This window comes from Sphingobacterium sp. UBA5996, from assembly GCF_002429765.1.
GTDB lineage: Bacteria > Bacteroidota > Bacteroidia > Sphingobacteriales > Sphingobacteriaceae > Sphingobacterium.
This window is the reverse complement of record NZ_DJAS01000003.1, coordinates 150,246-176,052: the sequence shown is the minus strand read 5'-3', so window position 1 is coordinate 176,052 and position 25,807 is coordinate 150,246. Positions and strand designations below refer to the sequence as shown.

The window sequence follows — 25,807 nt, the reverse complement described above, 5'->3', positions numbered from 1 at the left end:
GCATTAAAAAGTAACATTCAATCCGACAACAAACTGCTTGGTCAACGGAAAATTATCCGAACCGTTGGATTCGGGATCCTGATACTTTAACAAGTTGCTTTTCGTAAAGATGAACGGATTGTTAGCGGTTGCATAAAAACGGAAACGATCCATGGAAAGCCGCTTAATAAATGATTTCGGCAAACTATAGCCCAAGGTGATATTTCGAATCTTGAAATAGGATCCATCTACGTATTTCAACGCATCAAACCCGATATAGCCACTGGTCGAGGAATGTAATCCTGGCCTTGGCAAATAAGCGCCTGGATTTTCTGGTGTCCAATAATCGATATCGTCGGGGCTATTTCCGACACCGGTTGTTGGATCATAACGTGTGATCAAATTATTGGACAGCATCTGTCCCCATCTTGCTGTTAAAAAGACCGAAAGGTCCCAGTTTTGATACTTGAAGTTATTCTGAAATCCACCGGTCCATTTCGGAACCGCAGATCCCAAAATACGTTTATCTTTCGCTCCATAGGCATGCTTACCATCTTCGTTGACCGTACCATCGGTGGATAACTTGATATCACCGGGTTTGGAATTGAATAAGGCTGCCTGCTCCGCTTCACTTTCCTGCCAGATACCGAGGTATTGATAATCAAAAAAGGTTCTGATCGGCTGATTTAGAAATAGGTTATTTGAAATCAGGTCTTTTCCCCCCGGTAGTGAGGTCACACGTTCTTTATTCGCCGCAAAAGTCAATGTTGAATTCCAGATAAAACGATCTCCCTGAATATTTTTTGTATTTAATGCGAGTTCAAAGCCCCTATTGTTTGTTGCACCAATATTCTGCCACATCTTGAAAGGGGCACCCCAGGAGCCGCCCAATGAAGCTGGCATATCTCTCAGAAAGAGTAGATCCTTCGTTTCAGTATTATACCAATCAATGGTCAGGTTGGCTCGTTGGTTCAAAAATTGCGCATCGAGCCCAATATTGGTCGTATACGACTTCTCCCAGCCCAGGTCCCTATTCGCCAGTTGTTGATTCAGAATAAAGGCCGGGCCGAGCGTACTTTCACCAAAACCTACCGGTTTAGGTGCATTATATCCCCCTGCTTGCGTACCGTAAGCCCCTACACCACCAGAATTACCGGTGATACCATAACCAGCGCGTAGCTTTAACTCCGATATTTTGCTTTTCAATGGCGCAAAGAACTGCTCGTCGCTCACACGCCAGGCAAAAGCTCCTGCTGGAAATACATCCCATTTGTTGCCTTCGGATAATCGAGAAACACCATCCCAACGGCTGGAAATGGATAGCAGGTACCGGCCTTGATAGTTATAGTTGATCCGACCTACATAAGACATTGACTGTGAACCAATATAAGAAGAGCGGATTACAGACGTTGTGGCCGCACTCAGGTTGTGGAAAGAATAGGAGTCAAGGTCGAATCCCGATCCGCCCGCATAGGCCTGCTCTGCTTGGTTTTTTGACCATGATGTGACTCCAGTAAGCGCAAAATGATGATCTTCACGTAGGTTAAATTCATAATTCAGGATATTTTCCCAACGGTAGTTGTAATTTCTGTCATTGATGATAACAGCTGCAGGCAATTTGAATCCAGCCTCCGGATTTGCAATTGACTGCGAGCCAAAATATCTTCCCGTCCGTTGAGAGCCAATCGTCGCACCAAAAATTGAACGAAAGGAAAATCCTTTGACCGGCGTAAAATCAAGATAGGCATTGCCCGCAAAATAATTATTCAGGATATTATTTTTATACTGATCCTTAATCTGATCGGATAAAGGGTTGGTGACTCCGTCCACTGGAATATGATTGATATTACCGTCGGCATCAAAAGCATCACCTAAAGGCAAAAAGGTCAAACTGTTACCGAATACATTTTGTGCAGCCTGGTTATTATCCTTATACGTATACTGTAAATTCGTACCTACTTTAAACAGGTCAGAGAGTTTATGATCAATATTTGCTCTTACTGCGTACTTTTTACTATTATCATTTTTGATAAGGCCTTCTTCATCGTTATAGTTGAGCGACAAAAAAGCTTTTGTTTTTTCATTCCCCCCGTTCACTGAAAAGCTATAGTTTTGTTGGATTCCGTCTTTTAAAATCAGGTCCATCCAGTCTACCCATTTGCCATTTTCATAAGCCTCTAGCTGTGCAGGATTTTTAAAAATATTATTGGCAAATTCCGGATAGTTACCATGCTCACCCCGATAGGCTTCCCTTTTAAGTTTCATATAATCGTCTCCCAGCAATCCATGGGGATATTTGGGGAATCCATTATACCCAAAATAGGAATCAAAATTCACAATCGCTTTACCGGCTTTGCCCTGTTTTGTCGTAATAATAATTACACCATTTGAACCCGCTGAACCATAGATTGCCGTCGACGAGGCATCTTTCAGAATGTCTATGGATTCGATATCACTGGGATTTAAACTCGTAAAATCCCCTGGAATACCATCAATAATATAGAGCGGATTATTATCACCACTGAAAGACCTATTGCCCCGTAGGCTCGCACCGACATTGGCTCCTGCACGTCCGGATGATTTAGTGATATCTAGGCCGGAGACCTTTCCCTGAAGGGCGTCCATCACATTGGCTGTTGGCGTCATCATAATCTCTTCGGATTTAACGGAAGCTACGGCGCCGGTTAGATCCCGACGTTTGGCCGTTCCATAACCGATGACAACGACTTCCTCCAGTGCTTGTTCATCTTTTCTTAATACAACATTGGCACTATTCCCAACTCTTACTGTTAATAAATTTTCCGAATAGCCCATCGAAGTGATTTTGATGGTGCCACTATCCCCTGTTATTTTAAGTGTAAATTCTCCCATCGCGTTGGAAGAGGTAGACTGCGTCGAGTTGACCACTGTTACAGTAGCGCCAACAATAGGATTTCCCTGCTCATCCGTAACTCTACCTTTTATTTCTTTTTCCTGATCTACCGTGACTTTATAAATCGTAGTGGCATGTAACGCAGCATTGGAAATCAATGGACTTCCGAGTATAAAACTGCTGCAAAAGAGCATTAACATCGGATACTTTGAACCGGAAGCAGGGGCCCCCAATGTCATTTTTCCGAGATTAATCTTGTTTTTGTTCATAGTTGAGTTATTAGATTTAATTTGTTTAATATGGTTATTATTTTACTGTCAATTTAGCTGTTCATTCGTGAAAAATATTTAGCTGTGCTTAGATCATAATTTGTTGGTCTCCCAAAGCCGAACGGATTATTACAGTGCAAGGCGTATCAGCTATTTTTTGAATAATTCCTAATGCTTTCCCTTTAAATGTTTTTCTGTTGGGACGATGCAATCCCCTTAGATCGGCCTGAAATCCATTGTCTGTTCCCAGAACTTTCGCATCCCCCTTTACAATGAACTCAATTTCCTGATCATTTAGCAAGACGGAGTTTCCTTCCTGATCCACCAGTTCTGCTGTGACAAAGTATAGATCACGGGATTCCCCTGTGGCATATTTTTCATGTTCTAAGGAGACTTTTACCCTATTAGCATCTCCCGCTGTACGCATACTTGTTTCCTGAACAACTTTACCATCTCGTTTTTTAACGACTTTCAATTCCCCCTTTTCAAAAGGCACCTTCCAGCTGGCGTGCAGACGATCTCCGGTTTTAGCTGAAGTTCCCAGACTCTTGCCATTGAGAAATAGTTCGACATCATCAGCCTTATTATAATAGGCCCATACATCTACACTATCGCCAGCTTTCCAATTCCAATGCGGTAAAAGATGGAGGACATCCTGGTTTGTCCATTCAGACTGATACATGTAGTACACATCTTTGGGAATACCAGCAAGATCAACAATACCATAATAAGAGCTTCTTGCAGGATAAGGGTAAGGAACAGGCTCCCCAAGATAATCGAAGCCGGTCCAGACAAATGTTCCCGCCAAAAAAGGACGGTTCTTAACCGCTAGCCAGGCTTTCTCATGGCTTGTACCCCAATAGGCAGCAACATTATCATAGGCCGAAACCGTAAAATCAGGATTACCATTGGCGACATATTTGTCCTTTGATGATGCTGGCCACAGCTGAATCGTATCTTGCAATTTGTCATACACCCCTCTAGTCTGTAAGGCAGAAACAGTTTCTGATGCCAACAGCGGTATATTTTTAAATTCTACAGGTAATTTATCATAATCTTCATGTTTGTAGTTGAAGCCCAGTACATCCAAAGCCTCTGCCTGTGCGATAAAGTTCTTTACATAATTATTTTCGGTCAAGGCGGCTGTAACGGGGCGTGTTGGATCCAAAGATTTTACCAATTTGGCCATTTCTTGCGTTAAGGCAATACCCGTGGAGTCAAATTGCTCCCGGATTTCATTTCCGATGCTCCATAGAATAACCGAAGCATGATTACGATCTCGACGCACCCATGTTTCAATATCCTTAAGGTGTTCCGTAGGAAAGTCAATGTGGTAGTCGAACTTATTTTTTCGCTTTTTCCACATGTCAAATGCTTCATTGTAAACCAAAATTCCCATTTCGTCGCAGAGATCAAGTAACTCGTCTGCGGGTGGATTGTGTGCAGTTCGAATGGCATTTGCACCCATTTCTTTCATCATGACAAGCTGTCTTTTCGCAGCAGACTTATTAAAAGCGGCTCCTAAAGCACCCAAATCATGATGCATACATACTCCTAAAATTTTCAAGGCCTCGCCGTTTAAGTAGAAGCCAGTTTTCGCATCAAAGCGAATTGTCCGGAATCCGATTCTCTTTTCAATTTGATCTTCGACTGTATTATTTTTAGTTAAAAGAGTGAGTTGCACACGATATAAATTTGGCGACGCTAGGCTCCACAATTGTGGCTTTTCCACTTGAAGTGATGCATCAATATATCCATCTTTCTCAACCCCTGTCTTTTTTAACAGTATATTTCCTTTGGGATCCCATACAGTAATTTGATATTTATTCCCTGCAACGCCTTTAGGTCGCGCCAACTTATTCAATTTAGAACGCACTTTAAGCTGTCCCAATACACCCTGTATTTCCGGCGTAGTGATAAAAGTTTCTTGTTCGTCGAGGTGTACTTCGCTGCTTTTTAGGAGATAAACATCACGGTAGATTCCGGAACCTGAATACCACCGGGAGTTTGGCTGTTTACTATTGTCCACACGAATAGCAATGCGATTGGGTTGATTTCCAAATTTAATATGCGGAGTCAGGTCCAGTGTAAAAGAGAGGTAACCATTGGGCTTTTTCCCAAAATAAACACCATTAATCCATATTTCTGCATAACGGTAAACTCCGCCAAAGTACAACTGTATATTTTTACCCTGATCTGCGGTCGGCAACTTAAACTCCTTACTATACCAGCCAATTCCGCCAGGCAATGCTCCTCCTGCATTACCTGCTGGGTAACTAGCATCAAAATCAGCTTTGATACTCCAATCATGAGGCAATTCAACCGATTCCCAAGCTTGGGCATCTCCGTCGTTCAAGCGATAGCCCAGCTGATCCTGCAACGTAAAATTCCAATTGTCATTAAAGCTGATTTTTGAACGTCCTTGTCCGTATACAAGCTGAAGTTGAAATAAAAAGAGAATAGAAATAAAATAATATAAATTCATAAGTAAATGGTTATTTATAAGCACTGCTTTCATTGCAGTCAATGATGGCTTCGTGCTTGCGTCTTTATTCGTTAGTCTATATGGAGGTATTTAAACTTCCCTCGGGTTTATCCATTAGGAATAGTTTTTTGAAAAGTGACCTAGGCCTGAGGGGCTATTCTTGCTCATGGCTTAAGTCTTTAAAACGCACCGTACTTGTACCTAAATCTTTCGAAGTTGCCAAGGCGATACCGCGGTTACCTTTGCCGTCCACTGCACAATAAAAATGATAAACAACACCCTCCGCTTTCAATACAAATGATTTGTGCGCATATTGCTGATCAAAACTTTCACTTGATTCAATCAGATTTGCACCATCCCAATCTGTCCAGTGGATTAGATCCTTGGATGCCGCAAATCGATTGAATGCCCCTTTACGGTCTTTCCAGAAAGCGCCAAAATAAAACATGACCCAAGTATTGTGGATCCGCTGAATCATAGGGTCTCCCGTAATTCCTACCGGATGGTGAACCACAGGGTTCGGCTGGAACCTCTTCCAGTTTTCCAGATCATCTGACACAGCCATACCAATACGTTCATACCATCGTGTTGCTTTATTATTGGGTAATGAATCGCCTACGGCATTGTAATACATGACGAAGCGATGGCCCGTCTGTTTATCAGTATCTTCAATCACATAGCTTTTGAATAGCTTATGCCGATTTTCCCACCAGGAAACATCCGGATCCGTACTGGTCAACACGGGCTTGGACAACCGTTGCCATTCCACAGGTTGTGTTGGTTTTTTAGTTGTATAAGCCATCCCAATCGCCAGCGGCTCAGGTTCGTAACCAGGTGTGGAACCACCGAAATAGGACATCCAGTATTTTCCAGCGTAGCTGTTGAGCTTATACTTCCCGCCCCATTTTGTATCCACCAAGGCATTATATCCTGCTCGCTGCTTAGCATCCCAGCTGCCATCTGGTGCCACGGAGAGTTGTTTCCCCAAGGTCTTCCAGTTCAAAAGATCCGAGCTCTGCGCCAGCCAGGTCTCATAACCACTTCCATCAAACACAATGTAGGTCATATACCAATATTTCCCCTCCTTATAAATGGTCGGACAATCCATCAATTCACCTTTATGCGCAGGTACTAAAACAAGTCCATACTTATAGGGGGTCTTTACTTCTTCATAAATTTTTGTCATTTCCGCACTGGAAACTGCCGGAGTTTGAGCCTTTAATTTAGGACCGGCCAAAGCAATGGATAGCAATAGCATTAATCTTTTCATCTGTCTACTCTTTTTCTTCGTTAGTACAATCTGAACTATTTACGTTGTTGTCTAATGGTATTTCAATGGGTTTATAACTGGCTAAAATAATCACGATATCAGCTTTCATTGAGTAATTGTATATTTTCCTGAGCCCAATTTGAATTCAACATGGTCTTCTTTTACATTGACAGTTTGGGCCTCCATGGCCTTTCCATTGACCTGATAAGTTCCCTTTGGCAAAACCAATGTACATTGGCTATTGACAGGTATCTCTACTTGATAATTTCCTTTAGATTGTTCTCGGTTAAAATAAATTTTTCCATATGGACTTCTAAAACTTATCTCACAGTCTTTCAGTGCATCCATCATTTTGGGCTCGATTCGAAAGTGTTTAAATGCGGTCGATCCTGCATCTTGCTGTATTCCGCCCAAGCCGGTATGAAACCACTCCATCAGGTGGCCAAGCATAAAATGATTATTGGAGACGTTTGGAAGACCCGCCCAAGACTCGGTCAGTGCCGTGGCACCTTTTCGCAGCTGATAACCATATCCGGGCCGGTCATCACGATGGTGCATGGCATAAATCAGATCATCACGGTTGTTGGAGTGTAACACCTGTAGCAGGTAACGATGACCGATATCTCCCGCCGTCAACGCCGTATCATTTTGGCAAACCGTTGTTGTTAGTTTTTCAAAAACCGCCTGTTGGGCCTCCTGAGGTACCAGTCCAACATACAGTGGCATGGCCAACGCTGTCTGACTACCGGAGCCATAGCTATGTTCCTGAGGTCGATAAAATTGTTGATTGAAGGCACTGAAAACGGCCTGCCGTAACGTTTCAAATTTTTCGGCATCTTCTTTTTGTCCAAGTAGCATAGCGATGTCTACCATGAGTTTCAAGTCATAGTAATAGATTGCCGTAGCCGTAATCCCGGGAGTAGTCAGCTGGGAAACACCGGGACGCTCCGGTCCCAAATCATACCAGTCACCCAAACCCTGTGTTAAAATGTGTCCCTTCGCTTTTGTACCCAAATAATCGATATAACGGGTCATCATGGCATAATTATCGGCAAGAAAAGACTTGTTTCCATACCAGCGATAGGCATACCAGCCCAAGATAATCGAGCTGCTTCCCCACTCGGGTGAGTCCCTGAACATATCGCCGCCCCAGTCAAACTGCACATATTCGGGCGCTATTTCAGGAACTAGACCATCGTTTGTCTGAGATTGCCGCATATCCCGCAGCGACTTGGCAAACAGGCGTTCAGCATCAAAGTTAAATTGTACCGACGGCCCCATTAAATGTAGCTGCTCCAGCCAGCCCAATTTTTCGCGGTGTGGACAATCGGTAAAGACACTGACCATATTACTCTTAATAGCCCAATTGATCAATCCATGGATCTGATTAAATAGCGTATCGGAGCTTTGAAAGCTTCCTACCTGCGCTGTACTATTCCGGATATGGGCCAACTGTATCGCATCCATCCGAACCGCTTTGCTGCCGGCAGGATGCAACTGAACTTCAGCATAGCGAAATCCATAATACGTAAAACGTGGCTGCCAGGATACCGTCCCATCTTTTGCAAAAATATATTGATAATAATAAGGGCTTCCTGAATGCTTTTGACTGGGGCGTCCATCCGCCGTCAACAATTCGGCCGGATACACCCGTACGGTATCTCCCGCTTGTCCGGTCATTTGCATAGTGACAATGCCCGACGCATTCTGTCCAAAATCATAGGTGATCCGTTTTCCCCCATCAGCCTGCTGAAATCCAACAGGTGCGAAGCGTTGCATAATTTTTACCGGATCAATATCCTGAGCCCGTAGATGTGGTCCATCCGTTATGCGCGCTTGCTGCCAGTTCCTGTCATCGTAAACAGGGGCTGACCAATGATCAGGTAAAATCCGTGCATCGTAATCCTCGCCCCCATACATGCTGGAAAAAGTAATGGGTGACCGGTGTGTTTTCCAGCCTGCATCACTAACGATGATTTCTTGCGTCCCGTCCGTATAGGTATTGACGATCTTAAGTTTGAGCTTTGGCAGACCAAAAGCAACTTTATGTTTTTGAAATCGGCCTTTAATTGGTGGAATATAATAAAACCCATTTCCTAATAGGGCAGCAATTGTATTCTTTCCCTGTTGCCAGGCTTGGGTAAGATCATAAATCACATAATAGGCTTCTTTGTCATATTTTGTCCACCCCGGCTGTAGCACTGCATCATCTACCCGCTTGCCATTCAATAGCAACTCGTAATGTCCCAGGCCTGCCACATAAGCAATCGAAGAACTGATCTTCTTTTTCACCTGAACTGATTTCCGGAAAACCGGAAGGTCATAACTTTTATCCAGGCGGAGCTTGCTGGAGCTTAGCGGTAGCGGGTTGATCAACGAATCCGGTAATATATCTTTAGCAATCCATCGGGCATTGCCCCAATCTTCTGCATTCAGCAATCCCGTATGAAATCGTTGTACGGCGCTTGTTGCTGTCTCCTTTTTATTATCACGAACGTGTATTCTGATGTAATAACTTGTACCCGTAGCTAAAGGATTTCCCTGGTATAACAAATTTAGGGATTGCTCTGCCGCTACCCATTGGGAATCCCAAAGCAAATCCTGCTTTGCAAAACGAGTGCTTTTACTGACCTCGATACGATAAGCCTGTTGTTGCACATCAAATCTATCGCTGTGCAATTGCCAGCTAAATGAAGGTTTTAATGTATTTATACCCAATGGGTTTTCGCGTCCTTCTATCAAAACACGCGTTACTGATAACTTAGCCATACCCACTAGGGGCATAGCTAGCAATAACAGGAAAATGCTTCCTAAAACGATTCCCTGTTTTACAATATTCTTCATTCTTTTTCTTTTTTCCCCGACTGTATTCATAACCAACTATTAGGGCGATTCCGTGATGACACGTACGCGATCTTGTATCAGCCCCAAAACATTGGTTGTTGAGATACTGGTATCTTTACACACAAAAACACTATTTTTAATCTTGATATTTTTAGCATCTTTAATCGACAGATACCGGTCTCCGCGTCCAAAAACACGATCAATAGATACGTTTTCCAAAACAGACTCTGGAATACCTTCGATCTTAATACAATTTTTAGCCGCATCAATATATATATCCTTTATTTGGATATCCGAGAAACGTGGTGTCAGAGCGTTCTTTTGAACTTCGAAATCACGGCTAGCCTGATTGCCCACATGTTGGGCTTGTCCAAGCATATCCCAGCGTAAAGCTGATTCCACCTCCTGCATCCGGATACGCTCAAAGTGAATATCAGATCCGCCACCACCGCGTGGCCTTCTGGTCTTAAAACGGATGCCAACATTGGTTTTTCCAAACACACAATCATGGACATACACCTGCTTGGCCATGCCGGCAGTCTCACTACCGATCGTAAATCCACCATGACCTTTTTCGGAAAAGCAATAGCGGACAACTATATTTTCCGAAGGTCTATTCACCCGTAGTCCGTCGACCCCACGTCCTGCTTTCACGGCAATACAATCGTCTCCAGTATTTAGGGTGCAGTACTCCACAAGCACGCGGTTGCATGATTCAATATCGATCCCATCCCCACGTGGTATACCCATAGAATGGATGCGAACTCCACGGATCACGACATCCTCACAATAAGTGGGCACGATATTCCAAAAAGCAGTACGCTCGAGCGATACACCTTCAATCCAGACACTTTTGCAGTTAATAGGCGCTATGAGTGCCGGTGGGAAGATGAAATCTGCGGTCTTTCCATCGTAGATCCGCTGCTCAACAGGCGTATCACTATCGACAATATTTTCAATGACGTCATGCGTCATGGTTTTATTCCGGACGCTGCCTTCACCGGGGCCAATAATTCTACCTGATCCCGTGATGGCAATGTTTTCTGCCCCATTGGCATAAATACAAGCCCCCAAGCTATATAATTCTACTCCTTCGTTCCGTGTAAACACCACAGGCAGAAAATCATTGATTTCATGCTTAAATTCCAAAACGGAACCTTCACCCAATTTTAGATTAATATGGGACTTTAGCGTAATCCGTCCTGTATAGTGATGTCCTTTCAGTACTAACGTACCTCCCCCCTGTGCCGCAAGCTGATCGAGCTTAGCCTGTATATTTTCAGCAGGCCCTGCAGTATCATGTCGCATCGGAAATGTCGGCCGCTGGACCTTCCATGCCGTAAAAGGGGATTGTATCTTCTCTGGCTCAAGAGGCATCTCTCCCGCTCCTACCTGATCGGCACGTAACAGGGTCTTATCCAGTTGCTTTTTAACCGAAAGACTTCGACATCCCTGCATGCCCATTACTACCACTACAAGCGATATTATCCAGTTTAATTTCATTGAAACACCTGTTTTACGTAGCGTGTATTTGCACCAAAATTTTCTTTGACGGCACGTGGTGATAGATTAGCGTCACGGGATCGCTCGATCACGAGCCAACCGCGCCAGCCCATACGGTCCAAGGTTCGTTTTACCAAAGGCATATGCAGTCGTTTGTTATTTTCGAGCCATACACCATCTTCATCCGTACAATGAATCTGACAGATCCGCTTCTTTCCTAAAATAGTCAGCTCCTGAATCAGATCACGCCCTTCTTTCAACGGATTGGAAAAATTAAAATAGATCTGTATATGTTTGGACCCAATTTCCTTTAAAAGATCAACCTCAGCTTTTGCATCCAATGCTGTTTCAATCCCGATGATCACACCGGCTTTTTTTGCCATCTCACCTACTATACGAAGACGCTCCACAATAGCAGGTCGCAGTTCGGGATATTTAACCAAGTCGCACGTCACGCCCAAAGGCAAGAAAGCGACTTTAACCCCCATATTCTGGCAAGCTTCCAAACAATCCCCTACCATCTGCTGATAAGTCGGCCGCGTAGCAAAAGACTGTGCATAAAAGCCGGTCATGGCCAACGAACAGATCGTTATTCCGGTTTCCTTTGCTTTGTCAAGAAAAGCCTTCCGTTGTGCTAGATCGCCCAACTTACTATCAAAAGTAATCCGGTTGCCCAGTCCGCCCATATCTACCTCCAACCCGTCTGCTCCTATTTCTTTTGCCAGGTCAAAGGCACTTAGCTTTTGCCGCTTTAAGATCATCAGATCAATTACGGCGACGTTGTAACGTCGCTTAGGTGCAGCAAAGACAGCAGAAGGCAGGGCTGCTACGGCAATTAAAGCCAAGGTATCGCGTATAAATTTTTTTCGGTTCATCATAGATCAATCTGATATGATTTTAACAATGCTTTCAACTGTTCCATCCCACGAATCGCGTTCTTTGGTAAGTTTTCCCCCTTCTTTCCAAAACTGTATAATAACTCCTCCGGCTCGATCTGAATACCGGTTTCCACGATGATATCGGCAGCTTTAGTCTGATCTAAATGAAAATGATCCAGTAGGAATTTGTAGAGTGCCTGCCTTTTGTTGTAGCCAAAATCATGACCTTCTTCGGGAAAATGTGCGTGTTGCACCTGATTTTGCTGACCATAATAACCATAGATATGCTGCAGATATGGAAAATCGTTAATAGCGGTCTCCTTCGTCCAATCCTGTCCATCGGAGATGATCAGTTGTGGTTTGGGCGCTGTCATCGCAGCCAGTTCAACATTATTGGTCCCACCGCAGACAAAATGTACGGGGATTCCACTTTCACAGGGACATCCACCAAAGAAATAAGAAGACATTGCAACGACAGGAGCGACCAACGTGAAGCGATCGTCTAAAGCAGCCATTAAAATACTGTGGCTACCACCACCCGATCCGCCACTGATTCCTATTCGGCTTCGATCGACATTAGGCAAGCTCATTACATATTCCATAATTCGTGCTGCTCCCCAGGTCTGCATCAACATGGCTTCGCTGCTGCGATGATCTGTCGAAGCAAACTGCAATAGGGATTCTCCCCAGGCAAATAGGTCATAGCTTACTGCCATACATCCTAGTCGAGCTAAGGTGATAAATCTCTTTTGCGCATCCGAACGATACCGCTGATTTGGCCAATGGCCATCAGGAGATAACATCACAGGGATATTTTTCTTTTGCTTGAGCGGCGAATAGATACTACCATTGATATATACTCCCGGGATAATTTCTAAGGCAAAATTCTCAACTTGGTAATCCGCATAGCGACGTGCCTTGCCCAATCGGATCGGTTGATTCGGTATACTTTTCAGCTTATCCCAGTACATCGCTTGTCTCACCGCAACACGCAATTGATCTTTTCTCTTTTCCCAACTTGCCTGATCCGTATATTTTTTGGACAGTAAGTTTAGAAAGTCCCAACCTTCCTGTGGTTTCCAGCGGTAATACTCGTATGATTTTAATTTATAGATATTGGGCTTGGCTTCCTCCTGCAGTTTAAAACCCAAGGGATACAGCAAATTGACTTCTGTGCCCACAAGATCTGCCCTAAACTTCCAGGGTGCGTAGTCCACCATAATGTCTTTGACATTACGTGGATCATATTTGATCTTGACCTGATACCGTTTTTGCATCAAGGCAAGCACTTTTTCCAGGGGTTGCTTAAATTTATGCTCATAATTGAGTAAGCTGTCCTGCCCCTTGACAACAAGCGAAACCACAAACAGACATGCGGTGAAAACAAGCTTAATCTTCTTCTTTGACATATGCATTAGGGTCTGGTTTTTTATATCCTTTTTTTGTTGGCCAGATGCCATCCTCAATCGGGATTAATTTCACTTTCTTCGGATCTACGACGACATGTTTCATTTTCTTTCTACGCCAGGTATAGCCAAAATGCAATAGCCCATCTTTGGTTTGAATCACTGCGGGATAAGAATACTGACTGATTGGCGAATCCTCAAGTATAAGTGCGGCCTGCCACTGCTTGCCATCTTTGGAAAAAGCAACATTCAATGGTGTACGTGCCCCTTTGGCTAAGTTACCTTCCGGAAGCACGTGGTTATACACCAACACATGCCGTCCGTCTTTTAGCGTTACGGCATCCGTCCCCGAATTATTGTTTGGGAGCGCCGTTTTTTCCAGTGGGGTCCAATGTTCGCCCCAGTCCTTAGACCAAGATGTTACGACCGCACGGTTGCGTGTGCGCGCCAATATTTGCAACCGACCATTTCCGTGGTCAAGTATGCTCGGTTGTATGGCATCCAGATTATCTGCACCACGGGCGATAGGGCCTATTTTACGCCAAGTCTTACCAAAATCCGAACTCGCCTCAAAATGTACATTCCAGCCATTTCCTTCTGTACTGGAAGGACTCAGCAAGGTGCCATTTTGCAAAAGAACAGGCTTATTTTTCACCGGTCCAATAAAGCCCTCGGGCAACTTCTCGGCAGCAGACCAAGTCTTACCGCCATCTTTGGACCGTTTGAGCATCCCCCACCATTCCGATGGCTTGGGTCCAATTTTATAGAATAGCAAGAGATCTCCGTTGGGTATTTGATATAAAACTGGGTTCCAGGTTGGCAAGCGCTTGCCGTCTGGCTGTACACCATCCGCTGCCGACACTGGCGCTAACCAGTTACCGTTTTCAAGTCTACTCACATAGATTTCCACATCGGGATGACGTTCTTTCGTTCCACCAAAAAAGGCATATACCAGGCCTTGATCCGTCTCTGCCATCGTAGCAGAATGGCAGGACGGAAAAGATGCTGTATCATAAATAAACTCATCTTTTATTACGCCTTTTTGCCATTCTTTTAATGTCGGATTTTGTCCGTAAGAACACAAGGAATATAAAAACAATAGGGCTGTTGCTAATTTAATTTTTATCTTCATAAATGTATTTTTAATATTATACATGTATACTAAATACTGCTTATAGTTTAATTTTGAATTGGTAATCTCCTGATCCTATTGCGAGCCAAACACCTGATTTTTCCTGTCGTAGGATCTGAATATCTTTATCGTTTTTTATTTTTTGATTATTTTCCAGGATCGTGGACAGTTCTGTCGTAGGCAGATAGATCTCTGCTCTGGTATTGGCCGGAATAGAAATCTTCCATTCGAAAGTCGATTTGCTTTTGCTCCAATTGGATTGAATGGTTCCATAAACACTTTTATAGCTTGCATCCACATGATCCAATCCTGCTACGACCTGCGGTTTCATGACAACAGTCTGAAAGGCATGCTCTTTTGATTTGATGCCCGCCAAATCCTCATAGAGCCATACCAAGAGATCGCCCAACATCATCACATGATTTTGTGAATTCATCTTGGGATGGGCTGTATTGCCATTCCACAACTCCCAAATTGTTGTGGCCCCATTTTCGACCATATAACCCCAGGAAGGATAGGTCTTATTGGTTGCAATTTTATAGGCAAGATCCACACGGCCGATTTTGGTCAGCGTGCGCATAATCCATTGTGTTCCGATAAGTCCTGTACTCAGGTGCCCGTGATTTTCTTTTTCCACAATCTCCACGATCCGGTTGCTAAGCTTTTCTTTGTTCGTATCTTCGACTAAGCCGAAAGATAACGCCAATATATTATCAGTCAATGAATTGCCACCATAATATCCTGCTTCGTGATAGAACGCAGCATTAAATGCTACTTTCATCTTCGCTGCGCGATCCAAAAAGTTAGCCTGATCTTGTCCATTGCCGACGAGGATGCTAAATCGGGCCATCGTCTGCAACAAATGATAGTAATAGGAAGTTGCGATCAATGCACTCGGATATTTTTTATCGGCAATCTTACCTCTTCCAGCTTCAATGGTTACCGGTGGGAAGCACCAATCACCATAACTATCCTTGGTAATAATACCATCCGTTCCTGTATAACGTAACTGCATATAATCCATCCATTTTTTCATGGCCGGATAATGTTTTTTCAAGATTCGCAGATCGCCAGCCTGCTGATAAAGCATATCGGCGATCAATAGGTAAGTTCCAGGCCAGCTGATATTATCACTATAGTAGCGCCAAAATGCTGGTGCAACATCCGGTAATGCGCCATCCTCCTTTTGGGACAGCCGAATATCTTCGAGCCATTTAGTATAAAAATTAGCGTTATCAAAGAGAAAGTTCTCACCGTATGCACTCACTGGACGATCACCCAACCAGGGCTGACGCTCATTGCGTTGTGGACAATCTACCGGTATACCTTTGTAGTTTGAAGCAATCCCCCACCATGCATTCTGATGGATCTGATTGATGAGTGTGTTGGAAGACACAAAAGTTCCCGCATTGGGTATATCGTCGTAGACAAAGCGGCCAACAAAATTACTTTTTGAAGCTATACCCGGATAGCCGCTGACTTCGACATAACGAAATCCATGATAGGTAAATCGCGGCTCCCAGGTTTCCTTTCCGCCACCTTTTAATACATAATGGTCCGTTGCTTTCGCGTCACGTAAATTGGTCGTAAATAATTCACCTTCTTCCGTCAAAGATTCTGCAAAACGCAGTGTCACTGCTGTTCCACGCCTACCGGACACCTTCATCTTTACCCAACCCGAGAAATTTTGTCCAAAATCAAGGATGTATTTTCCTTCGGACTTTTTGACGATCGAAATTGGTGCAATATCTTGCATCACCTTCATACCTTCCGACTGCGCTTCGTAATTGCCACCGGACTCTTGCACAAAAGCAGCCTTCAACCATGTTTTATCGTTAAAACCTGGATTTGCCCAGCCCGTTAGTTCTTTTCTGGCATCATAATCCTCACCATCATATTCGTTATTTGCCGTTATGGGTCCTTCGGTCGTTCCTTTCCACGAATCATCGGTCTTAATGACCTCTGTAGAGCCATCCGTATAAGTCAGCATAAGCTGCATTTGCAATTTTGGGAATCCAAAGGTTTTTACTTTATAAGGTTTTGCTTGACGCATGGCATAAAACCGTCCATTTCCCAAGATCACCCCGATCGCATGCTTACCTGCCGAAAGTGATTTTGTTACATCCAAAACATTATACTTAATGTTCTTGGTATAATCCGTAGGCACTGGAGCCAGTACTTGATCACCTATCTTCTTGCCGTCAATATATAATTCATAAAGTCCTAGCCCCATCACATAGGCTGTAGCCTGCTTAATCTGTTTGGTTGTTGTAAATTCCTTTCTGAAATAACGGGCAGCCAATTGACCAGTCTTTTCATTGTCTGATGGGAAATACTGATCAAAACCAATCCAGCGTCCTGTCCAATCTTTGTAATGCAGCAGTCCCATAGTCCAACCAGCCGGCTCAGACCAGCTACTTTCACCCTTATTCGTATACACTTTTACTTTCCAGAACACTTCCATGCGGCTCTGCAGAGCGCTGCCTGCATAAATAACATACGTGGAATTATTCGAAACCTGTTTCCCAGAATCCCAAAAATCGCCGATATTCTGATCCAGTTTTTCTTGTGAGGAAGCGACAAGTACCTGATAGGCTTCTTGTCGGATAGACCGCTCACTGCCCTGCAATTGCCAGCTCAGTCTTGGAGCAATGACATCTATACCGATCGGATTCGAACGTAATTCAGTCCGCAGGTTTGCAACAGTGATCTGCGCTGTAGCCTGATGCCACAAGATCGACAAGAACATGGATAAAAAGGATGCAAGAGTATTAGCTTTCATTAGTTTTCAAAATCAAAATAAAGTACCATATGCAAAGCCCGAGCTGGCTCCTTCTCAAAATCATAGTAGACGTGCTTCATACCCATCGGCCCGGTCGTTTCTGGCTTTTGTGTTTTCGTGCCGATGGCTGAAATACCATTCATAAAAGAAATATCGCCTTTCGGAAAAGTAGGTTCCATGTTTTTCCATTGGGTATCTTGCTGTTCTTTTGGCGTATATAAACGCAGAAACACATCCTCCCGATCGGTAAACACGCGGAAACTTTGATCCTTTCCGATAAATTTGGTCCAATACATATTGGCATGGTACCCTTTAAATTCGGGATATTCGAATGGCGATTCGCCCGTTGCGGTGTTATTGTACTTCTTTTTCCACACGCCAAACTGATTCCCTTTCATCCGGTTTTTCCAAACCCGATAAGGGCCCATTCCCCGATATTCAACACCTTCGATTTGATCTTCTGGAAAATCGAAATTCACTCCGACAAAACGTGTAAAATAACTTTCAGGAAAATATTGAACATGCATTTTCAACTGTCCCGAAGCAAGGATTTCCCAACGCAAGGTATTGTAACTATCTTTTTTATCAAAAGTAGATGCGATAATCACCTTTCCATCCTCACGGTCCAATTTGAAATTCTTATAATTTGTCGCCGCTTCCTGCAAAACCGGTCCGTTTTTGAAAGGAATTACTCCTTTGGCATTTTGAACCTGCTCCAGCAATCCGCTTGTCTTATTGATCTGATAGCTAATACCATTCGCTTTCACCAAATAGGCATTCGCGGTCTCCTGTACGGCAATATCCCCTGTTCCATTTGGTTTCAGGAGGCTACTTGCCACCTGATTCGGCAATGTAATCGGAAAGCTCCAGGTGAAGAGTTCCTGTTGATACACATCTTTTGCGGTAATATATAAGACATCAAAGTCCTCCCAACCTGTAGGGAAATCAACTTTTAAAATCCCTTTATCACCGGGGCGGATATTGGGAGCGACAATCGTTCCTTTTTTTGTTTCCTTAACCTCATCATAACCGCCCAACTTTTTGAGTTCGTACGAAAAGGTACACTGGTTAACATTGGTAAATGCGTATCTATTTTCAATATGGAATGCCCCATCAAATCCCTTGGTCATTTCCCGCTTTTCAAAGAAAATAGGACTCCATACCTCTTTTATCGTAAAGAAGCTTCCTTCTTTTTCGCCATGTGGGCCAATAATACCATCCGGACCACGATTTCCATCAGTATCTATAATACCGCCTTTATCCGTCCTGACGATTCCCTGATCACGAAAATCCCAAAGAAAACCACCCGCAGCAAGGGGATTGGCAAGCATCGCTTTCCAATAATCCTCCAATCCGGCACCATGCCCGCCATCGTACATGCCATGCAAAAACTCCGTCGGCATAATGATATTGTGCCCATGATCATAGGTACCAATACCATAGTTATATTCCCGGTAATGGGTTGTTTCAAAACCATCATGTACGGCCCAAGGATAAATCACAGCACGTTTTTGAATATCCTCTTCTGCGAAGATGGGATCAAAATCTGGATTATGTCCACCTTCATTCCCATTTGCCCAGAAAACAACGGAAGGATTATTTTCAGATACGACCATCATCTCCCGTAATAATTTAGTACCGACTTCCTTATCGTAGTGTCCGTGCCAGCCCGCTATCTCGTTCATGACATATAAACCTAATGAATCACAGACAGCCAGAAAATGATTGTCTGGTGGATAATGGGCCATCCGAACAGCGTTCATATTCATTTCCTTCATGAGCTTCACATCGGCAATGCTAACTTCTTTACTCGTCGTCCGTCCGGATTCCGGAACGAACGCATGCCGATTGACCCCTTTGAATCGGACCTTTACGCCATTGACATAAACGCCATCACGTTCTTTGACTTCTATAGTCCGAAAACCAAATTTTTGCTCCAGCTGGTGCTGTACCTTACCATTTTTCGACAAGGTAAATTGCGCTGTATATAAGTTCGGAAATTCGGCAGACCATAATTGCGGAGCTGAAAATTTTCCCTCGAGCCAATTGTTTTTGTCTGACAGCTTTGCTTTCAGCTGTTTTCCAAATTTCTTTCCTTTTGCATCAAGCAGTTGAACCGTAATTTCGTCCGCTTCTCCCGCTGTCGCTATTTTTGCCCGGAATGTACCATCGGCCTTTGCGTCCAATGAAACACGTTCAATATGATGCTGGGGCAGGGCCTCCAAATAGACCGGTCTAAAAATGCCGCCGAAAATCCAGAAGTCACCTTCCCGTTCCGCCGCATTCACTGACTTGTTTGCCGAATGCTTAGCAACATGGACCTCCAATAGATTTTCTTCCCCAAATTTCACTAGTTTTGTAATATCGTATTTGAAAACATAATATGATCCTTGATGGATAGCGCCAGCCAGCTTGCCATTGATCTTGACTTCGGTATCGGTCATCGAACCTTCAAAAACTATCCGAACCTGCTTATCTTTCCATGCATCGGGTACTTTAAATCTATATTTATAGTGACCGACCTCTTTGCCTTTATCAGCCTCTTTATTGAAACCGTAATTATATTTCCCAAAACCCTGTTGTTCCCAGTTGGAGGGAACTGGTATTTTAGTCCATTTCCCAGCGTTCAAGCCTTCGGTCACATAAAAATCCCATAACACACCATCATCCTTTCCCGTTCCAGAGAGGTATTGGCTCGCTGTTTTTTGGGCAGATACCTGCAATCCCATAGTCCCAAAAAAAAGTAAGGATAACGCTATTTTTGTTTTCAAGTTCATGATCGCTAAAGACTATTTCAATTTAATATGTTGTAGTGGATTATTTGTTCTAAAGGGTGCCGCGGGAAAACCTGCAGCATTCACCAGATTAGGCTGGGCAGCTTCGTCCCATCCGAACCGGACCTGATGGACCTGTTGTACCTGTTCACTTTCAAGTACGACTGTCTGTCCGTTGATAGCAGCCTGCGCTGGATAAAAGATGCCATCCTCACCCGCAACTTCAAATGATGTTAAGGGCTTGCCGTCTACGGACTTTAATCCGGCAGCATGTTTCAATTTTACCCTTGCTTGTTTGCCTTGATATTTTACGGCCTCTAGTTCAGGACCATCGGCTACAATATTTTTATGATAGACATATTTTAAAGCCTTAAGGGCATGACGACGACCGATTTCCCATTTATAACTTGGATGGAGATCGTGTGGATCATCGACCAAATCTGTCGTAATGATACGTGCTGTATGCGGCAATTGTAAAACCAGATCTTGGGCTTCCCGAAATTCTGGCAACACTGTTCTCGGCATACGGACATGGCCTTTTTCGTCCAGAGAATAATAAAAAGGTGCGATCTCGGTAAAATAGAACGGTAATTTGGGATTCTCCCAAAGAGTCCGCCAATTTTCGATCAGCGCCTTCATTTTATAGCTATAACTAATATTCTCTTTTAGAAAGGTATTGGATTCACCCTGGTACCAAATAAATCCTTTTAAGGTATAAGGCGCTAATGGTGCAATCATCGTATGAAAGAATTTACCGGGATCGCCTTCTTTCTTTTTATCTTTCAGATAAGGTGAACTTGTCCAATATTCTTCGGAGAACCAGGGCTCGATTCTGCTGCCGCTCACAGCTGATGAAATAATGCCTACAGGAACACCTAATTCTTGCTGTAGCGTTTTCCCGAAGAAATAGGCCGGTGCAGAAAATTGACGCAGTGCCGAATCCCGGGCTACAGCCCAGCCCTCATATTGGCCATCCGGCTTGGCCAGAAATTTTCGGCGTACTAAAAAAATTCGGATATTGGGATTGTTTGCTTCGGAAACTTCGCTTTTAGGGAAATAGGTAGCTCTCAACGGAGCTTTAACTTTCTCAATTTTACGCATTTGGTATTCCATATTCGATTGGCCCGAGCACAACCATACTTCACCGACCAAAACATCTTTAAGTTCGATCGTATTGTTTCCCCTGATGGTCAACGTCTGTCCAACCGCATTAGCCGGCATGGCTTTTAGTTCAACTTTCCAACGACCGTTTTGATCGGCTTCTGTCGTCTTCAACTGGTTTTGAAAAGCTACGCTTACCTGCTCGCCAGGGCTCGCTGAACCAAAAATGGCGACCGGCTGGTTGCGTTGCAAAACCATGTGATTCGCAAAAATATTCGGCAATATGACATTCGCCCTTGCCGAAAAACCGGCTACCAATAAAGCTATATGTACAATAAACCGTCTCATTTATTTCAGCTTTTGAGCTTTCAGCGAAGTAATCTGATAAATGGCTTCTTTGACCGAAGCACCTGCATTTTCAACATCAAAATCTTGGTCTGTTTCCGTATCCGCATTGGGAAATCTTCTGACATCGCCCGTACGGAACGACACCTTGCTCACGTTGCTTACCGGTTGGAAAAATAACTTTGTCCCTTTATCTTCTCCATTGATGGCAACTTGATAAGAGCGGGTGCTCACATCGAAAGTCAACGCAAAATGATACATCTTTCCCATCTCATATTTCGTCAACGATGCATTTCGGTACCCGGCTTTATTTTTAATAATGCCATCTTTATCCATAATAATTCTAGCAGCTGCCAAGCCACTATCATTCACCAACTCAATCTGTAAAGAGCCATGATCATTTTGCTGTGGCGTCACCGTAAATTCAATGGTCCCTTTTTGGGCCGATTGAATGACGCGATCTGCCTTTGCATAGTCGAAAGGATCTTTATCTCGCAAAACCAACGCTGTACCTTCGACCTTGGCAGTTGCCCACAGCGGACTATAAATATTCCAGTTGTTATAGGCTTGTCCTGCATTTTTCGCAAAATCATCGTTCACGGCCTCTTCTACGGTAGACTTGATCGGAACAGGTACAACAGCAGTCCAAATATCTTCTTTGTTCATACTGTAGGTCAACCACATGTTACGATCGGGAACCTTGCCATTTCCTTCGACGATACCACGAACATATTGCGGTCCATATGACTTATAGTTACCGCCATAACGCATTGTGGTGATCTCCCCGTTAACCAATAACAAATCCGTGTAATTCAATCCATCATTACTGGTCGATACGGCCAAGGGCCATCTGAATTCCGATGGGTTATACACTGTTGCATAGCGCCCGTCGGATGTTTTTTGTCCCCAGATCTTCGCATTGCTGTTCACAAACCCGGGGGCGCGCAATGGTGAGTACTGCCAGGTTTTTCCATTGTCCTTGCTCATCGATGTCAATGCATGCTTCCATAAACCGACGACCCTTCCATCATTGAGATGATAAAAGGAAAATGCTTTTACCGGACGCTGCAAAGGAATTAATGGATCGTTTCGGTCGGACTCTTCCACCCATTGCTGCATCATAAGTGGTGTGCCGAGCAACTCGTCACAAGCTTGTACGAAAGCCTTGTCTTTGCTCTTTTTATAAAAGGGATATTTGGCACCCTTCTCATCAAAAGAGGCATTGAAGTGAATAAAATAAATAGGTCCGAAGCTACCATCTTTGTGAATTTCCCGGACTACACGCCCAAGACCATTTCCATCATTTGGATCGTCCTTGGCATCCAGTGCTACACCGTAATATGCGAGCGTCAGCAGTTTATCATTCTTTGCATGATAAAAACCCATACGTTGGTGCATGATTGCATATAAATCTCTCCCGGCCTTATCCGTACGTCCCGGCTTGGTAAAACCTTCCGGAACGAGATAGGTCGGGAATAAATCTGTCGGATTAGACCAATTTCGGCCATCTTTTGATGTCAGCAACAAGGTTTTTCCTTCTGCAATATGCTCCCCCACAGGATTGCTGAGAAACTGTAGGTAATAAGTATTGTTCCAATACGCTAAAAAAGGCTGGTGGTTATAGGTAAAACTATGCCCTCCGGCCAAATCAGGAAACTCTCTATTGGCTCGAAATACCTGGATATTGTGCGTACCCACAGCAGGGGTCAGCTGTCCATGATGGTAATCTACATTGGATAATGTCTTTCCTATATACTTTACTGTATCTTGTTGTGCTACCGCCTGGTTCATAACAGAAGACAGCGATAGCCCCACTAATACTAATTTGATACACATACTATTTCTTTTTGGCTTCAACCCGAAGCAAATTTTTTAAATCTTTATTGGATGCTTTGAAGATCGTTCCATGTTTATGCCCTTCCGGAACGGAAATCTTGTCGTTGATTTTTTCGAAGACCTTAAAATCTTTGGTGGACACAGCCTCATAGCTTTTGCTACCATATGAATCGAAATAGATTAACCATTGATCCTTGACTTTAAGCACCGCAGGTCCCTCACTTAAATAGGGCGAGAAAGGCTCAGAGATCTGCTGAAATGGCCCCAACGGATTTTTTGCAAAGGCCACCTTTAGATTTCGATTGGGCCGCGTATTATCCTTTAATACAAGCACATAATCTTTTTGCTTTTTTTTGACAATGACGGCATCAATGATACTAAAGCCCGGATCACTAAATAATTTCGTCTCCGTAAAGGATTTAAAATCCTTTGTTGTCGTATAGTACATGCGGTGATTGTTTTTCTCTTCTTCTACGCCTTTTGCAAAACGATAAGGAATGGTGGAAGCCCAAATAATAATAAACCGGTCTTCTATATCATCATAAAATAACTCTGGCGCCCAAACATTGACGGTGGTTGCTTCTTGTTGCATCACTGGAACGATCTGTTGATTTTCCCAATGGATCAAGTCTTTTGAACGTGCATAGCCGATTCCTTCATTTCCCTGCCACCCAATGGTCCATACCAGATGATAAATACCTTGTTTATCCCGTATCATCGACGGATCGCGCATGATTTTCTGTTTTCCTAATTCTGGTTTTAAATAAACCCCATTAATTGCATTCCAATGGTAGCCATCTTTGCTATACAGATAGCGCAAACCTTCATTGGCGGGTTCGTGGAACGAGGTAAATAGGTAAACATCCCGCTGACAGGAAGCCAAGATCGATGCCACAATAAATAAAATAAACAATTTGACCAAATTCCTCATTAAATGCTATCTAAGATCAATACCCAGTCGTTTCCATCCTTTTGTCCTCCCGCAGGCACAAAAGTTTGTACACCTTTATTTTCAAACTCCCCGATCACTTTGATCGACCCATTTCGGGGATCAAACCAGGACGCTTTTACTTTGTCCCCATTGATTTTTCCCATATTAATTTTCATTTCCCTACCGTTGTAATTGTAGATAAATGCGTAATCCGCTGTTCGTGTCGCTAGTAAACGATTGTATTTCTCACCATTATCCGCAATTAAAGACTGATCGGGAACACGATCAAAATAATTGTCTCTGGAAAGCATAAGTTCCTTCAAAAATTTCATCTGAGTAGCCCCCGGCGCATGAATTGCCGAATTCCATAGCTCATCCGAACCATACGCCGATGTCGAGTCTTGTTTTCCATGCATCTGCATCACTGAGTTCTGTCCATAAGTATAGCCAAACGCCCCCGCAAATACAGACCAGTAGCCGTATCTTCTGACGTCAGCATCTTTCCAGCGCGGCTGCTTAATATCGTGTAATCCCTGAGGAATACCTTCATAAGAAGGTTCTCCGTCGATCGTTGGTTTAATGGGCTTTACATTCCAGTCGGCTGACATAAACTTCCAGTTATCCTCGCCATAATGTTTCTGTTCATTCGCGGAAGTGTCCTGAGCGTAGGTACGATGTCCAGATTGCACCATATTGAAATCTAGCCAAGGCCTATCGTGAAACCAATCCGAAGAAGCCGTTCGTCCTCTAGGATGAAAAGTCATTAAATGCGTATGATCAATGGATTTTATTGTTTGGCCAATTTTCTCCCATACTTCCATCTTATCTGATCCTTTGATGTCTCCACCATTTAACCAAATGATATTTGGGCGATCTTTCCAACGCTCCGCAAGAAATGTGGCGTACTTTCCTGCCTGCTCTACCGATACTTTTCCTTCCTTCACTGGTGACCCCCAAATCGGGACCAAAGCAACATATAGTCCCTTTTCGGCAGCTTTATCAAGGATGTAATCGATATGGTCCCAATAATCGTATTCCAACCCATTATCTGGATTGTTTCCCTCAGTCACCAGTGGTCTCGAAATATCTTTGTTGAAAACCGAAGAGTCCCCATAACTATTTACAGAAGGAACGGTATGCAGCACCATGGCCTGAATGACATTAAAACCTTTTTGCTTTCGATCTTCCAGGTATTGATCTGCTTCAGAACGGTTTAGTTTATTAAATAATAACCAGCCTGTATCGCCCAACCAAAAGAAGGGCTCTCCATCTTCTGTCATCATGTACCTACCATTTTCCGATATCTTCAATAGTGACAGGTGCTTCGTCTCTTTATTGGATGCACACGAAAAGAGTGCTCCTGCAACTGCAAATAATATAAGTTTCTTACGAATCGACAT

General features: G+C 43.6%; 14 protein-coding genes. All 14 read right to left on the bottom strand.

Annotation, left to right across the window (positions count from 1 at the left end):
- Positions 1-3: 3 nt before the first annotated feature.
- Positions 4-3,120: a SusC/RagA family TonB-linked outer membrane protein gene (locus B3E00_RS01970; RefSeq protein WP_293936538.1), complete on the bottom strand. Its 3,117-nt coding sequence runs from the start codon at positions 3,118-3,120 to the stop codon at positions 4-6.
- 88 nt (positions 3,121-3,208) lie between these two features.
- A complete protein-coding gene (locus B3E00_RS01965; protein WP_293936536.1) occupies positions 3,209-5,605 on the bottom strand; it encodes a glycoside hydrolase family 2 TIM barrel-domain containing protein in 2,397 nt (798 codons plus the stop codon).
- 154 nt (positions 5,606-5,759) lie between these two features.
- Positions 5,760-6,875 (bottom strand): glycosylase, encoded by a 1,116-nt coding sequence (locus B3E00_RS01960; RefSeq protein WP_293936534.1) that lies wholly within the window; start codon positions 6,873-6,875, stop codon positions 5,760-5,762.
- 105 nt (positions 6,876-6,980) lie between these two features.
- Positions 6,981-9,719 carry a family 78 glycoside hydrolase catalytic domain gene (locus B3E00_RS01955; RefSeq protein WP_293936531.1) on the bottom strand — a complete coding sequence of 913 codons (2,739 nt, stop codon included), beginning with the start codon at positions 9,717-9,719 and terminating at the stop codon, positions 6,981-6,983.
- Between the two features lie 39 nt (positions 9,720-9,758).
- A complete protein-coding gene (locus B3E00_RS01950; RefSeq protein WP_293936529.1) occupies positions 9,759-11,222 on the bottom strand; it encodes a glycoside hydrolase family 28 protein in 1,464 nt (487 codons plus the stop codon).
- Positions 11,219-12,100: a sugar phosphate isomerase/epimerase family protein gene (locus B3E00_RS01945; protein WP_293936526.1), complete on the bottom strand. Its 882-nt coding sequence runs from the start codon at positions 12,098-12,100 to the stop codon at positions 11,219-11,221. The genes B3E00_RS01950 and B3E00_RS01945 overlap by 4 nt, the downstream gene beginning before the upstream one ends.
- A complete protein-coding gene (locus tag B3E00_RS01940) occupies positions 12,097-13,509 on the bottom strand; it encodes an acetylxylan esterase (RefSeq protein WP_293936523.1) in 1,413 nt (470 codons plus the stop codon). The genes B3E00_RS01945 and B3E00_RS01940 overlap by 4 nt, the downstream gene beginning before the upstream one ends.
- Entirely contained in the window at positions 13,490-14,638 is a 1,149-nt protein-coding gene (locus tag B3E00_RS01935) for a sialidase family protein (RefSeq protein WP_293883883.1), read from the bottom strand. The genes B3E00_RS01940 and B3E00_RS01935 overlap by 20 nt, the downstream gene beginning before the upstream one ends.
- 40 nt (positions 14,639-14,678) lie before the next feature.
- Entirely contained in the window at positions 14,679-17,420 is a 2,742-nt protein-coding gene (locus tag B3E00_RS01930) for an alpha-L-rhamnosidase (RefSeq protein ID WP_293936521.1), read from the bottom strand.
- Complete coding sequence (locus B3E00_RS01925) at positions 17,420-20,197, bottom strand: glycoside hydrolase family 2 protein (RefSeq protein ID WP_293936518.1); 2,778 nt, start codon at positions 20,195-20,197, stop codon at positions 17,420-17,422. Before B3E00_RS01925 ends, B3E00_RS01930 begins: the two co-directional genes overlap by 1 nt.
- Positions 20,198-20,209: 12 nt before the next feature.
- On the bottom strand, positions 20,210-21,643 hold the full coding sequence (locus B3E00_RS01920; RefSeq protein ID WP_293936516.1) for a sialate O-acetylesterase: 1,434 nt from the start codon (positions 21,641-21,643) through the stop codon (positions 20,210-20,212).
- A complete protein-coding gene (locus tag B3E00_RS01915; RefSeq protein WP_293883889.1) occupies positions 21,644-23,476 on the bottom strand; it encodes an exo-alpha-sialidase in 1,833 nt (610 codons plus the stop codon).
- Between the two features lies 1 nt (position 23,477).
- Entirely contained in the window at positions 23,478-24,407 is a 930-nt protein-coding gene (locus B3E00_RS01910; RefSeq protein WP_293936514.1) for a glycoside hydrolase family 43 protein, read from the bottom strand.
- Positions 24,407-25,807, bottom strand: a complete 1,401-nt coding sequence (locus tag B3E00_RS01905) for a glycoside hydrolase family 140 protein (RefSeq protein WP_293936512.1) — start codon at positions 25,805-25,807, stop codon at positions 24,407-24,409. The genes B3E00_RS01910 and B3E00_RS01905 overlap by 1 nt, the downstream gene beginning before the upstream one ends.